This is a genomic window from Ruegeria sp. CDSB022 (genome assembly GCF_059611145.1).
Window position 1 is genome coordinate 121892 of sequence record NZ_JBXWOZ010000002.1, and the last position, 12689, is coordinate 134580.

Genomic DNA, 12689 nt, shown 5'->3' on the forward strand with positions numbered 1-12689 from the left:
TTAAATCTCCCCACTCTTTTCAATGGCAGCCCGCGCCTTCAATTCCTTCCGGATCACTTTCCCCGTCACAGTCATCGGCAGTTCCTCCAGAAACGCCACTTCGCGCGGGTAGGAATACTGCGCCAGACGATCCTTGACCCAATCCTGCAACTCTCGCTCCGCAACCGTGGCTCCCGGTTTCAACACCACATACGCCTTCACGATCTCGGTCCGCAACGGATCGGGCTTGCCGACCACACCAACTGTCGCCACCGCCGGGTGGGTCAGTAGGCAATCCTCGATCTCGGCGGGGCCGATGCGATACCCGGCGGAAGTGATCACATCGTCATCGCGGCCAACAAAGCGTAAGTACTCACCCTCCCACACGCCGCGATCTCCGGTGATCAGCCAATCGCCGCGGAACTTCTCGGCCGTGGCCTCAGGTCGGTTCCAGTATTCCAGCAGCATCGAGGCCGAGCCTCGGCGGATGGCCACGTCGCCCTCTTGATCTGTGGGCTGGCCATCCTGGTCGATCACTGCAACTTCATGCCCCGGAACCGGTTTCCCGATGCAACCCGGGCGCACGGGAAAATCCTCAGCGCAGGAAGACACGACCATGTTGCATTCGGTCTGGCCGTAGAATTCGTTGATCGTCAGGCCGAACGCCTGCTTCCCCCATTCCAACATCTCGGCACCCAGCGGCTCCCCTCCGGAAGCGACCGAGCGCAGACCGGGAATCGCCTGATCCGTGGCCTTGAGCATCCGCAATGCGGTAGGCGGAAAGAACACGTTCCGTACCCCGCCACGTGCGATAACATCCACACAGGCCTCTGGGGTGAATTTCTCAAGCCGGGCCGCCACAACGGGAATGCCCAGCGCCAGCCCTGGCATCAACACATCGAACAACCCGCCAATCCATGCCCAGTCGGCGGGCGTCCACAGACAGTCACCTTCGCGCAGATGGTTGTGGCTGATCGAGACCCCCGGCAAATGGCCGGTCAAAACCCGATGCCCATGCAGCGCGCCTTTGGGGCTGCCGGTTGTGCCGGAAGTATAGATCAGAACTGCCGGATCCTCGGGGCCGGTATCCGCAAAGGGCACCGGATCATCAGACGGAGCTATCTGATCGACCCGAACCGGTACGGCCAAATCCCCCAGCAGTGCAGCACCCTCTGCGTCTGTCAACACCAGTTGCGCCCCTGCATCCGCGACACGCGAGGCCAGCGCGTCATGTTTGAACAATTTAAACAAAGGCACCGAAATCGCGCCGATCTTCCAGATCGCAAGATGCGCCGCCGCGCAGCCGGGTGACTGACTGAGCAGTACTCCAACGCGATCCCCAGGCCGCACCCGATCGAGCAAGGCGTGTGCGATGTCATCGGCCAAGCGTCCGAGTTGTGCAAACGTGACGACCTTGCCCTCACCCTCGGTCAGGTCGATGATCGCCGTCTGCTCTGGGGGCTGTTCCAAACATTGCCGCGCCATGTTCAACCGGTCCGGCAGGTCCCAGCCCCCACCCTGATGCAAACCAGGTATGCCTTCAGCGGGACACATTACCGAAACCCTTTGTTTTTCTAGGTCTTTTCTGAATCGAGCCACCAAAGACGGTCACGGGAATTTGATGCAGATCAGAGTCGGCGGGCTTTGCTTCATGCAAAACCCGGTCATCAACAAATCCAAAGGCCGTAAAATGACCAAGAAACTCGCCGCTTTGACCCTTTCGACCGCGCTCGTCGCGTTTGCTGCGCCCGTTTTCGCCCAAAATCAGGGCGACTGGACCGTTGGTGTCGGTGTCGGCTATCTCGACCCGAAATCCGACAATGGGTCCCTCGCCGGGCTGGATGCAGATGTCGATTCCGACACACGCCCGATCTTTACTGCCGAGTATTTCGTTCGGGATAATCTGGGTATCGAGCTGCTGGCCGCCACACCGTTCAGCCATGAGGTCACACTGGGTGGCAGCCTCGACGCAGGGACCGTCAAACACCTGCCGCCCACATTGTCGCTGAACTATCACTTCCCGACCAACTCGGTCTGGAAACCCTATGTCGGCGCGGGCATCAACTATACCATCTTCTTCGACGAAAAATCGGCCCTGGGTGATCTCGAGCTCGACAACTCGGTCGGCCTCGCACTGCAGGCCGGTCTGGACTATATGGTCACCGAAAAAGGCGCTGTTCGTCTGAACGTTCGCTGGTTCGATATCGACTCGGATGTCACACTGAACGGTGCCGATATCGGCACCGCTGAAATCGATCCTTGGCTGGTCGGCGTATCCTACGTTCACCGCTTCTGATCCTTTACACAGAACGCCCTGCCGTTACCTCGTCGGCGGGGCGTTTTTTTGCTCAGAGCATTTCGTTCATCAGTTCCCGTCCGATCAGCATCCGGCGGATTTCGCTGGTGCCGGCGCCGATTTCCATCAGCTTGGCGTCACGGAATATGCGGCTGACCGGCGAATCCGACAGGAACCCCGCGCCGCCCATTGCCTGAACTGCCTGATGGGCCTGCGTCATGGCCTGTTCCGAAGCATACAGACAGCACGCTGCCGCATCCCGCCGGGTCACATCCCCGCGGTCACAGGCCTTGGCGACCTCGTAGACATAAGCCCGGGCTGAATTCATGGCCGTGTACATGTCAGCAATCTTGCCTTGCATCAGCTGAAAGCTGCCAATCGGTTTGCCGAACTGCTTGCGCTCGGCCAAATACGGCATGACTTCGTCCAGACAGGCGGCCATGATTCCAGTTCCGATCCCGGCGAGCACAACGCGTTCGTAATCCAGCCCTGACATCAGAACCGCGACACCCTTACCCTCTTCGCCCAGAACATTTTCAAAGGGCACCTCGACGTCATCAAAAATCAATTCCGCCGTGTTTGATCCGCGCATGCCCAGCTTGTCGAAATGGGGCGAGGTCGAAAAGCCCGTCATCTCTTTTTCGACCAGAAAGGCGGTGATCCCTTTGGATCCAGCATCAGGATCCGTCTTGGCGTAAACGACCAGAGTATCCGCGTCCGGCCCGTTCGTGATCCAGTATTTGCTTCCGTTCAGCCGGTAGTGATCATTGCGCTTTTCCGCCTTCAGCTTCATCGAAACGACGTCTGATCCGGCGGACGCCTCAGACATGGCCAGCGCGCCCACATGTTCGCCGGAAATCAACCGAGGCAGATATTTCGCCTTTTGCTCGGGGCTGCCGTTCAGCTTGATCTGATTGACGCACAGGTTTGAATGCGCCCCGTATGACAATGAGATTGAGGCAGAGGCCCGCGCCACTTCTTCAACCGCGACGGTATGGGCCAGATAGGACATGGCCGCGCCACCATATTCCTCGGGCACTGTAATTCCTAGCAGGCCCAACTCACCCATCTCGCGCCAAAGTTCATTGGGAAACGCGTTCGAGGCATCGACCTTCGCGGCCATCGGCTTCACCCGCTCTTGCGCCCAGCGATGCACCATTTCACGCAGTGCGTTCACATCTTCACCCAGATCGAATTGCATGGCCGCCGTGAACATCGAACTCTCCCAGTAAATGAACGATTGTTCAAATAATCTGCCATGACCATGAACCCGGGTCAAGCGCTGACCGAAAAAGGTTCACCCGCGAGCCGATCCGGAGCGTCACAAATTCACCATACTCGACGATTAGATCGCCTAAGCCGTTAAGTTTTTTTGCTTCAAGGATTCTGCGAATGGCCCCAACCAATGTCATCGTAAATGGTACTTTTAATAGCGGTTCCGTAAATTGGTCTGGTACGGATATCGAAGCTGACCACACTGAGGGTGCCTATCTCGGGAATGGTTCATCGAATCGTGTGGCCGAAATGGATGGCAACGCAAGCCAAGTCACGGTGATGGAGCAAACGTTTACGCTGGATGACCCCAAATCCGGCGAGCTTAGCCTGGATTCCGCACTTAGGACGGCATCTAACTCAAATGCAGGCAGCGAAGGATTTACAGTCGAGATTCTGGACAGCAACGGCGTCGTTATCGCCTCGATGACCGTTCTGCCGACTGCGAACAGCTTTTCCACATTCACCATGCAGGTCGATTTCCCTTCCGCCGGTGACTATACCCTGCGCCTTACCGAACTTGGCCTTAATGATAGCCTTGGCGCCATTGTCGATAACATCGAGTTACTGGTGTGTTTTTGTCAGGGCACCCTGATCGAGACGGAACTCGGGGAACGTCCCGTTGAAACCTTGCGTGAAGGTGATCTTGTGCTGACCCGATCGGGGCTGAAACCTGTCAGATGGATCGGACAGCGGCATCTTTCGGCAACCGATCTGGCAATCAATCCAAACCTGAAACCGGTTCGAATCGCGAAATCCGCATTAGGGGACGGTTTGCCGAAACAGGATCTTCTGGTTTCCCGGCAGCACAGAATGCAAATCTCTTCGGCGGTGGCGCAGCGCATGTTCGGATCGCCGGATGTGCTGGTCGCGGCCATCAAGCTGTCGGAATTGCCGGGAATCGAGATAGACAACAGCCTTGATCAGGTTGTGTATTACCACCTGCTGTTCGACAATCACGAAATCGTTTTTGCAAATGGCGCCCCGAGCGAAAGCCTGTTGCTGACCGACACGTCGCTGGCATCCGTTACGGCGCAGGCGCGCGAAGAAATCCAAATGATCCTTCCAAATCTGCTGGAAGCCCAGAATACAGTGCCGTCTTATCCGATCCCTGAAAATCGGCTGCAAAAACGACTGGTCGAGCGGCTGCGGAAGAACCAAAAATCCCCGCTCGAATCACAGGTAATGTGATCAGGATTGGAACACCGCGCCGACCTCGGAGCGAATGATCCGTGCGATCAACCGGCAATCATCCAGTGAAAAAGTCAATGGCACCCGCATATCCATGATCCCGCTCAAAATGCGGTCACTCGCAGGCAGAGGCGCGCTTTCCACATATCGCCAACTGTCATAGCGCGAAGTAAACCCGGTGGGCTCTGCTCCGCCGAACCATTTCAGATCCACACCACGCGCCGCGCAGCGCTGCATCACAAGAGCAATCCGTTCGGGTGACCAGTCCAGCAGCAAGAACTGAATCGACGAGCCCACATAAGTTTCCGCCTCGGGCCGTTCGACAATGGTAAGTCCCGGCGTGCCGCGCAGCCCTTTTTCGATCTCGACATAGCGCTCATTCCACCGGTCAATCTGTTGTTCCAGATTGCGAAGCTGCGGCCTAAGGATCGCGGCCCTCAAATTGTCCATGCGCCCTGAGACATTGGGCGTGGTGTACTTGATCCGCTCGAACACCTCTGGGCCCGGCGCTGCAAGGTGGCGCTCATACAGCATGTAGGATCCTGAAAGGACCGTCGCCTTGGCAGCCAGTTCCACGTCATCGGTAATCAACAACCCGCCTTCACCGGAATTTATGTGCTTGTAGGTCTGGCAGGAATAACACCCGATAACGCCCTGCCGTCCGGATTTTTGCCCGCGCCATGCGGCGCCCATCGTGTGCGCGCAATCTTCGATCACGGCCACACCGGCGGCATCGCAGATTTGCATCAACCGATCCATGTCGCACAGATGCCCGCGCATATGGCTGAGCATCAGCACATCAGACTGATCCAGTTTGCTTTCGAGATCATCCAGATCAATCGTCAGCGCTTCGGTCACACCGACAAATACCGGCTTGGCTCCGATCGAGGCAATCGCCCCCGGCACCGGCGCCAGGGTGAAAGCGTTGGTCAGAACCGTATCTCCGGGCTGCACCCCTATCGCGCGCAATGCTGTCGCCAGTGCATAGCCGCCCGAGGAGACCGCCAGACAGTATTTTGCACCGGTCTGCGCGGCAAATTCCTGTTCTAACAGGGCGGTCTCGGCCAGTTCGCCGGGCGACACGTTATATCTGTGCAACCGGCCATGACGCAAAACGGCCAGAGCCGCCTCGATCGCCTCATCCGGGATTGGTTCCTGCTGGGTGAAATTGCCAGTAAACTTCTCAGTCATCTTTTCGCTCTTGAGGCCGCGATGGGCCGGGGTCAAGGGGTCAGGCTGCAGCTCCGACCAAATCAAAAACAAGTTTCGGCAGGTCATCAAAATGATGTAACAGCGCTTCGGGTTTCAGCGCAGCCATGTCGTCGCCAGATGGCCCGAATGTTACAAGCACCGAAGGTACACCTGCAGCACGCGCCGTATTCCGGTCGGTGTCGGAATCCCCGATCAGAACGCACAGATCCGGGTGCCCACCTGCCCGGCGGGCAGCTTCACGCAGGGGCTCCGGATCGGGTTTGCGAACCGGCAAAGTATCCGCACCGACGAGTGAGCCGAACCGGTCGCGCACACCCATTTGGGTCAGCAACTGATGTGCCAGAGCCTCGGGTTTATTGGTGCAGATACCAACGCCATAGCCGGCCTCTTTCAACTTTCCAACCGCGTCCAGCGCGCCTGGGTAAAACCGGGTATGGGTGTCAATCGCCTCCGAGTACGCCTCTAAAAGCATAGGGTAATAAGCGTGAACAGCCTGTTCGTCATAGGCCCCAACCCGCTTCAAACCGTGGGTCAGCATCATCCGCCCACCACGCAAAGCGATACCAGCATCCTGCCCGTGGACCAGCACATCGCCGTGCCCCATATCGCGAAAACAATGGTTTGCGGCCTCCAGCAAATCCCCGGAAGTATCCGCCAGTGTCCCGTCCAGATCAAAGATGACTGTTCGCATTACGCCTCCTGCCTCGGCGGGTTTTCGCCACGTCTTGTTGCAAACGGCAATCTAGTTTGATGGCTGAACCGCTTGCGACTTTACCCTCAGCGGATAAAACGGACTGCAACAAAACACAAAGAGAAAACGATTTCATGAGTATCGCCCTTGTCATCCTTGCTGCCGGTAAAGGCACCAGGATGAATTCGGATATCCCGAAAGTCCTGCACCCGATTGCTCAGGCGCCTATGCTGGTCCATGCCATGCGCGCTGGTGCTGTTCTGTCGCCCGAGCGGACCGTCATTGTCACCGGGCACGGGTCCGAAGCCGTTGCCAAGGCAACCCTGGCCGAGGACGAGACCGCACAAATCGCCATTCAGGCCGAACAGCTGGGCACCGCCCATGCTGTCGCACAGGCGCGCGAAGCGCTGCAGGGTTTCAACGGCGACGTGGTTGTTCTGTACGGGGACACGCCCTTTTTGCAACCCGAGACGTTGGAACGTATGATCGAAGCACGGGCCAAGAACGATCTGGTCATTCTGGGTTTTGAGGCCGCAGATCCTGCACGCTATGGCCGGTTGGTCATGAACGGACAGACCCTTGAACGCATCGTCGAATACAAAGACGCCTCGGATAAAGAGCGCGATATAACACTTTGTAATTCTGGTCTTTTGGCCTGTGACGCAGAATTGCTGTTTTCGCTGATCGACAGCGTGGGAAATGACAATGCCGCCGGTGAATATTACCTGCCGGATGTCGTGGCAATCGCCCGATCCCGTGGCCTGAATGTCACCGCAGTCGCCTGTGACGAGGCACAGACGCTGGGTGTGAACTCACGCGTTGACCTGGCCGCTGCGGATGCGGTTTTTCAGGCCCGTGCCCGCGCCGATCTGCTGGATCTGGGGGTCACGCTGATGGCGCCGGAAACCGTTTATCTGGCCGCCGACACCGTCATTGGCCGCGACACGGTGATAGAACCCAATGTGGTCTTTGGCCCCGGTGTCACGGTGGAAAGCGGCGCGACGATCCGGGCATTTTCTCATCTTGAGGGCTGCCATGTCAGCCGCGGCGCCATCGTCGGCCCCTATGCCCGCCTGCGCCCCGGCGCTGAGCTGGCAGAAAACACCCGCGTCGGCAATTTTGTCGAGATCAAGAATGCTGAGATCGCCGAAGGCGCGAAGGTCAACCATCTCAGCTATATCGGGGACGCAACGGTTGGGGCGGCGACGAATATCGGCGCGGGTACGATCACTTGCAATTACGATGGCGTAATGAAGCACCAAACAACCATCGGCCAGAACGTCTTTGTCGGATCGAACACCATGTTGGTGGCACCTGTCACCATTGGTGACGGCGCGATGACGGCCACCGGAACCGTGGTGACGCGCGATGTGGAAGCGGATGCTTTGGCCGTTGCGCGCGCCAAGCAGGACAACAAGCCCGGTTATGCGCGTAAATTGTTTGACATGTTGACGGCGAAGAAGGCTCGTCGCGACAAAGGAGCCTGACAGATGTGTGGGATTGTAGGCGTATTGGGCAAGCACGAAGCTGCCCCCATCCTGGTCGAGGCCCTAAAACGGCTGGAATACAGGGGGTATGACAGTGCAGGCATTGCTACGGTCAATGGCGGATCCCTGGGTCGGCGTCGGGCTGTAGGCAAGCTGGTAAACCTCAGCGACCTGCTGGTGCATGACCCGCTTCCCGGTAAATCCGGTATCGGCCATACCCGCTGGGCCACCCATGGCGCGCCGACAGTTTCGAATGCGCATCCCCACCGGGCCGGGCCGGTTGCCGTTGTTCACAACGGCATCGTTGAAAACTATCGAGAGCTGCGGACAGAGCTGGCGGAACACGGGATCGGGTTCGAAACCGAAACCGATACGGAAACCGTCGCCCTGATGGCTGAACATTACCTCAAATCAGGGCTGCCCCCGGTTGAAGCCGCCTATAAAACCATCGACCGGCTGGTCGGCGCATTTGCCTTGGCCTTTCTGTTTGACGGCGAAGATGACCTGATCGTGGCCGCGCGCAAAGGCTCGCCACTGGCAATCGGGCACGGGGACGGAGAGATGTTTGTCGGCTCGGACGCCATCGCGCTAGCGCCGCTGACGGATCGCATCACCTATCTGGAAGAAGGTGACCGTGCGGTTCTGACCCGCACATCGCTGGAGATCCGCAACGAAGCAGGTGAGCTTGCCAATCGCGAAACCCGCAAGATCAAAGTGGATCACAGCCGCGCCGACAAGGCCGGGCACAAGCATTTCATGGCCAAGGAAATCGCGGAACAGCCGATTGTGGTTGCCGAGGCGATCCGGTCCTACCTGCCCTCTGCCGGAGATCAGGTCGTTCTGCCGGGGGATCTGGATTTCACCAAGCTGGACCGTCTGACGATGGTCGCTTGCGGGACTGCTTTCTACGCCTGTTTGACCGCCAAATACTGGTTCGAGCAACTTGCCAGAATACCGGTCGAAGTCGATATCGCCAGCGAATTTCGCTATCGTGAACCTCCGATCCCGGAACGCACTATGGCGCTGTTTGTTAGCCAATCGGGTGAAACCGCCGACACGCTGGCCGCCCTGCGGTATTGCGACGGCAAAGCGGACAAGGTCGTCTCAGTCGTCAATGTTCCAGAAAGCTCGATCGCACGTGAAAGCGACATCGCCCTGCCGATCCATGCCGGGGTTGAGATAGGCGTCGCCTCGACCAAAGCCTTCACCTGTCAGCTGAGCGTGTTGCTGATGCTGGCGCTCAAGGCTGCCGCGGACCGTGGCACGTTGAGCGACGAGGAACTTGCCGATCACGCCGCCGCGTTGCGCGGGCTGCCTTCGGTGCTGAACACCGCGTTGGATCAGAACCGGGCCATCAGGAAATCCGCCCAGCGCTTGTCCGAGGCGCGCGATGTTCTGTTTCTGGGACGCGGCCTGATGTACCCGCTGGCGATGGAAGGGGCGCTGAAACTCAAGGAAATCAGCTATATCCATGCCGAAGGTTATGCTTCGGGTGAGCTAAAGCACGGCCCCATTGCCCTGATCGACAAACACATGCCCGTGGTGGTTCTGGCCCCGCGAGACACGGTGTTCGACAAAACCGTGTCGAATATGCAAGAGGTCATGGCACGCAAGGGTAAAGTCATCCTGGTGTCCGATGATGACGGCATCGCCGAGGCGGAAGACGGGGTCTGGAGCACGATCCGCATGCCGCATGTGCACCCCAGCCTTGCGCCGATCCTCTATTCGGTGCCCGCTCAGCTGCTGGCCTATCATACGGCGGTGGCCAAGGGCACGGATGTGGACCAGCCGCGCAATCTGGCGAAATCCGTAACGGTGGAGTGACGCATGTCCAAGCAATTTCCGGCGCTGGATGACGCCCATTGCAAGTTTATCGAGGATCAGCATCTGTTCTTCGTCGGCACCGCCGGACATGAAGGACGGGTCAATATCTCTCCCAAAGGGATGGACTCGCTGCGGGTACTGGGGCCCAATCGGATTATCTGGATGAACCTGACCGGCAGTGGCAATGAAACCGCCGGGCATTTGCTGGAGGTCAATCGCATGACCCTCATGTGGTGTTCCTTCACCACGCGCCCGCTGATCCTGCGGACCTATGGCACCGCGCGTACATTGCATGCCGGGGACGAGGGCTGGGACGCATTGGCCGGGCTGTTTCCCGACCACCGCAGCGCCCGCCAGATCTATGACCTTGCGATTGACATGGTTCAAACCTCTTGCGGGTATGCCGTACCGTTCATGGAATACCTGTCCGAACGGGACACGATGCAGAAATGGGTCGACGGTAAGTCCGATGACGATATCCGAGATTATTGGGTTGAGCGGAACCATCAGACGATCGACGGCAAGCCAACACGCGCTGCGGACCTATGACGCCCGTCACCTATCTTGACCAGATCCGCGCCCATGCCGACCCAGAGCGCGCCGTGCAGATGGCGGCTTATCACAAGGTCGAACGCCTCTATCTGGGCGTTGCAAATCCGGTTCTGAACGACCTGACCAAACTATGGCGACAGGAACTGGACGTTGCTGCGCGGGTGGATCTGGCTGACGCCCTCTGGCAGACCGATATCCACGAGGGCCGTCTTGCCGCAGCCAAGTTGCTGACCCAAGCCCGTATCCGCCCCGATGAGGCTGCTTGGGCATTGCTGCAAAGCTGGTTGCCTGATTTTGATGCCTGGGCGGCGGCGGATCACGCCTGTATGGCGATGCAGAAACGCTTGTCCGCCGACCCGGCGCGGTTGGATCAGGTCGAAAGCTGGACAGCGTCAGACCATATGTGGACACGGCGCGCCGCGCTGGTGGCCACCCTGCCTTGGACCAAGCAGAACCACCCCAAGCCAGAAGACCTGAACCGGCGCGACCGTATTCTTGGCTGGGCAGCGGGCTATGTGCCCGACCGTGACTGGTTCATCCAGAAAGCAATCGCATGGTGGCTGCGCGAGCTGTCGAAACATGACGCGGACCGAGTGGTTAACTTTCTGCGCGACCATAGTGCGGCCATGAAGCCCTTTGCCCGGCGTGAAGCTGGCAAATATCTGAAAGGTCAGTTGGAATAAACTTCCAGCTCGACAAGTTCGTCATAAGGCAAAAGCAGCGCCCGCATTGCATCCAGCGACAGCCTGCTGCCGCCGCTTTCGGGCCCACGGGCCGGGACCAGCGTGATATAGGCCTGCGCCCCTGTTCTGGGCACAACAACACGTCCTGTGAACTCTGTCTCGACCAAAGGCGTTTCCATCCAGCGTCCAGGCGTTGTCGGATCACCCAAGCTGGCAATGGTGGTCTTGGCGCCAACCCAACCAGCGGCGGTTGCGGGGACCGGAACGGATTCGGTGACGTCAGCTTCCGCGGCGACCTCTGGTTCAGCCGCAGGTTTGTCGCGACCGAAAACCCGATCAGTTGTCGAGCGGACAGTGTCACAGCCTGCAACAAGGATACAAATGGTCAGCAGAGCGTATTTCATGGCCTGAACTTAGCCCCCCTCACAGGACTGTGCCAGCACAAAGCACAGTTCAGGCTTGTCGCAGGCCAGTCGCCGCTTTACGTATGACGCATGACAGCTCCGCTTATCGACCCGTTCGCACGTGCCATCACCTATCTCCGCGTCTCCGTTACGGATCGCTGTGATTTTCGCTGTGTTTACTGCATGTCCGAAGACATGAAGTTCCTGCCGAAAAAGGACCTGCTGACGCTGGAAGAGCTGGACCGTATGTGCACGACCTTCGTGAAGATGGGCGTGGAAAAGCTGCGCATCACCGGGGGCGAGCCGCTGGTCCGCCGAAACATCATGTCATTCTTCAATGCCATGACCCGGCATCTGGACAGCGGCGCGTTGAAAGAGCTGACGCTGACAACCAATGGCTCGCAACTGCACCGCTTTGCTGACGATCTCTATGCGGCGGGCGTGCGCCGGGTGAATGTGTCGCTGGACACGTTGGATGATGAGAAATTCAGCCAGATCACCCGTTGGGGCCGGTTGAAACAGGTTCTGAACGGAATTGATACTGCCCAAAAGGCTGGCCTGCGGGTCAAGATCAACGCTGTGGCCCTGAAGGGTTTCAACGAGGCCGAACTTCCAACAATCACCCAATGGTGTGCTGAGCGCGACATGGATCTGACCTGGATCGAGGTGATGCCGATGGGCGATATCGGGAACGAGAACCGTCTGGATCAGTACTGGTCGCTCAAGGATGTCCGCAAGGAATATGAAAGCCACTATACCGTCTCCGATCTGGCAGAACGCACTGGTGGACCAGCGCGATATGCGCGGCTTGAAGAAACGGGCCAGAAGATCGGCTTTATCACACCGCTGTCGCATAATTTCTGCGAAAGCTGCAATCGCGTCCGCCTGACCTGTACGGGTGAATTGTACATGTGTCTGGGCCAAGAAGACATGGCCGATCTACGTGCCCCCCTGCGAGATCATCTCGATACCGAGGCGCCGCTGGAACAGGCCATCCGCGCGGCGATAAATCTTAAGCCCAAAGGCCACGACTTCGACTATTCCCGCCAGGCGGTCGACGGCAAGGTGAGCCGCCACATGAGCCATACGGGCGGCTGA

At 58.4% G+C, this 12689-nt stretch carries 12 protein-coding genes; 7 read left to right on the forward strand and 5 right to left on the reverse strand.

Annotation, left to right across the window (positions count from 1 at the left end):
* The gene (locus AC2FIZ_RS06035; RefSeq protein WP_496790752.1) at nucleotides 1-1533 is read right to left on the reverse strand and encodes an AMP-binding protein; all 1533 of its coding nucleotides are present in this window, start codon (nucleotides 1531-1533) and stop codon (nucleotides 1-3) included.
* A gap of 136 nt (nucleotides 1534-1669) precedes the next feature.
* Between AC2FIZ_RS06035 and AC2FIZ_RS06040 the strand changes: the two genes are divergently transcribed.
* Complete coding sequence (locus tag AC2FIZ_RS06040; protein ID WP_142635181.1) at nucleotides 1670-2275, forward strand: OmpW/AlkL family protein; 606 nt, start codon at nucleotides 1670-1672, stop codon at nucleotides 2273-2275.
* 52 nt (nucleotides 2276-2327) lie between these two features.
* On the opposite strand, the gene AC2FIZ_RS06045 is transcribed toward AC2FIZ_RS06040, so the two are convergent.
* Nucleotides 2328-3491, reverse strand: coding sequence for an isovaleryl-CoA dehydrogenase (locus AC2FIZ_RS06045; RefSeq protein ID WP_142634916.1), 1164 nt, complete (start codon nucleotides 3489-3491; stop codon nucleotides 2328-2330).
* 176 nt (nucleotides 3492-3667) lie between these two features.
* Between AC2FIZ_RS06045 and AC2FIZ_RS06050 the strand changes: the two genes are divergently transcribed.
* Complete coding sequence (locus AC2FIZ_RS06050; protein ID WP_496790753.1) at nucleotides 3668-4738, forward strand: Hint domain-containing protein; 1071 nt, start codon at nucleotides 3668-3670, stop codon at nucleotides 4736-4738.
* Here AC2FIZ_RS06050 and AC2FIZ_RS06055 read toward each other — a convergent pair whose 3' ends face one another.
* Both AC2FIZ_RS06055 and AC2FIZ_RS06060 read right to left on the reverse strand, forming a co-directional pair.
* Nucleotides 4739-5929: a DegT/DnrJ/EryC1/StrS family aminotransferase gene (locus tag AC2FIZ_RS06055; RefSeq protein ID WP_282027528.1), complete on the reverse strand. Its 1191-nt coding sequence runs from the start codon at nucleotides 5927-5929 to the stop codon at nucleotides 4739-4741.
* Nucleotides 5930-5969: 40 nt separating this feature from the next.
* The gene (locus tag AC2FIZ_RS06060) at nucleotides 5970-6641 is read right to left on the reverse strand and encodes an HAD-IA family hydrolase (RefSeq protein ID WP_142634920.1); all 672 of its coding nucleotides are present in this window, start codon (nucleotides 6639-6641) and stop codon (nucleotides 5970-5972) included.
* A gap of 134 nt (nucleotides 6642-6775) precedes the next feature.
* Between AC2FIZ_RS06060 and glmU the strand changes: the two genes are divergently transcribed.
* Genes glmU through AC2FIZ_RS06080 form a run of 4 tightly spaced genes read left to right on the forward strand, consistent with a single transcriptional unit; the run spans nucleotide 6776 to nucleotide 11187 of the window.
* Nucleotides 6776-8128 (forward strand): bifunctional UDP-N-acetylglucosamine diphosphorylase/glucosamine-1-phosphate N-acetyltransferase GlmU, encoded by a 1353-nt coding sequence (gene glmU / locus AC2FIZ_RS06065; protein ID WP_281994882.1) that lies wholly within the window; start codon nucleotides 6776-6778, stop codon nucleotides 8126-8128.
* Between the two features lie 3 nt (nucleotides 8129-8131).
* A complete protein-coding gene (glmS, locus tag AC2FIZ_RS06070; RefSeq protein WP_281994883.1) occupies nucleotides 8132-9952 on the forward strand; it encodes a glutamine--fructose-6-phosphate transaminase (isomerizing) in 1821 nt (606 codons plus the stop codon).
* A 3-nt stretch (nucleotides 9953-9955) separates the two neighbouring features.
* Nucleotides 9956-10501, forward strand: coding sequence for a pyridoxamine 5'-phosphate oxidase family protein (locus AC2FIZ_RS06075; RefSeq protein WP_496790755.1), 546 nt, complete (start codon nucleotides 9956-9958; stop codon nucleotides 10499-10501).
* A complete protein-coding gene (locus AC2FIZ_RS06080) occupies nucleotides 10498-11187 on the forward strand; it encodes a DNA alkylation repair protein (RefSeq protein ID WP_496790757.1) in 690 nt (229 codons plus the stop codon). Before AC2FIZ_RS06075 ends, AC2FIZ_RS06080 begins: the two co-directional genes overlap by 4 nt.
* On the opposite strand, the gene AC2FIZ_RS06085 is transcribed toward AC2FIZ_RS06080, so the two are convergent.
* Complete coding sequence (locus tag AC2FIZ_RS06085) at nucleotides 11175-11591, reverse strand: hypothetical protein (protein WP_496750179.1); 417 nt, start codon at nucleotides 11589-11591, stop codon at nucleotides 11175-11177. The genes AC2FIZ_RS06080 and AC2FIZ_RS06085 overlap by 13 nt on opposite strands.
* Before the next feature lie 90 nt (nucleotides 11592-11681).
* On the opposite strand from AC2FIZ_RS06085, the gene moaA reads away from it, so the two are divergent.
* Nucleotides 11682-12689 (forward strand): GTP 3',8-cyclase MoaA, encoded by a 1008-nt coding sequence (gene moaA / locus AC2FIZ_RS06090; protein ID WP_496790758.1) that lies wholly within the window; start codon nucleotides 11682-11684, stop codon nucleotides 12687-12689.

What these genes read in the sequence shown, in the direction of transcription:
- AC2FIZ_RS06060 (WP_142634920.1), bottom strand. Translation starts at nt 6,641, where the DNA reads ATGCGAACAGTCATCTTTGATCTGGACGGGACACTGGCGGATACTTCC.
- AC2FIZ_RS06080 (WP_496790757.1), top strand. Translation starts at nt 10,498, where the DNA reads ATGACGCCCGTCACCTATCTTGACCAGATCCGCGCCCATGCCGACCCA.
- AC2FIZ_RS06055 (WP_282027528.1), bottom strand. Translation starts at nt 5,929, where the DNA reads ATGACTGAGAAGTTTACTGGCAATTTCACCCAGCAGGAACCAATCCCG.
- glmU (WP_281994882.1), top strand. Translation starts at nt 6,776, where the DNA reads ATGAGTATCGCCCTTGTCATCCTTGCTGCCGGTAAAGGCACCAGGATG.
- moaA (WP_496790758.1), top strand. Translation starts at nt 11,682, where the DNA reads ATGACAGCTCCGCTTATCGACCCGTTCGCACGTGCCATCACCTATCTC.
- AC2FIZ_RS06045 (WP_142634916.1), bottom strand. Translation starts at nt 3,491, where the DNA reads ATGTTCACGGCGGCCATGCAATTCGATCTGGGTGAAGATGTGAACGCA.
- AC2FIZ_RS06035 (WP_496790752.1), bottom strand. Translation starts at nt 1,533, where the DNA reads ATGTGTCCCGCTGAAGGCATACCTGGTTTGCATCAGGGTGGGGGCTGG.
- AC2FIZ_RS06050 (WP_496790753.1), top strand. Translation starts at nt 3,668, where the DNA reads ATGGCCCCAACCAATGTCATCGTAAATGGTACTTTTAATAGCGGTTCC.
- glmS (WP_281994883.1), top strand. Translation starts at nt 8,132, where the DNA reads ATGTGTGGGATTGTAGGCGTATTGGGCAAGCACGAAGCTGCCCCCATC.
- AC2FIZ_RS06040 (WP_142635181.1), top strand. Translation starts at nt 1,670, where the DNA reads ATGACCAAGAAACTCGCCGCTTTGACCCTTTCGACCGCGCTCGTCGCG.
- AC2FIZ_RS06075 (WP_496790755.1), top strand. Translation starts at nt 9,956, where the DNA reads ATGTCCAAGCAATTTCCGGCGCTGGATGACGCCCATTGCAAGTTTATC.
- AC2FIZ_RS06085 (WP_496750179.1), bottom strand. Translation starts at nt 11,591, where the DNA reads ATGAAATACGCTCTGCTGACCATTTGTATCCTTGTTGCAGGCTGTGAC.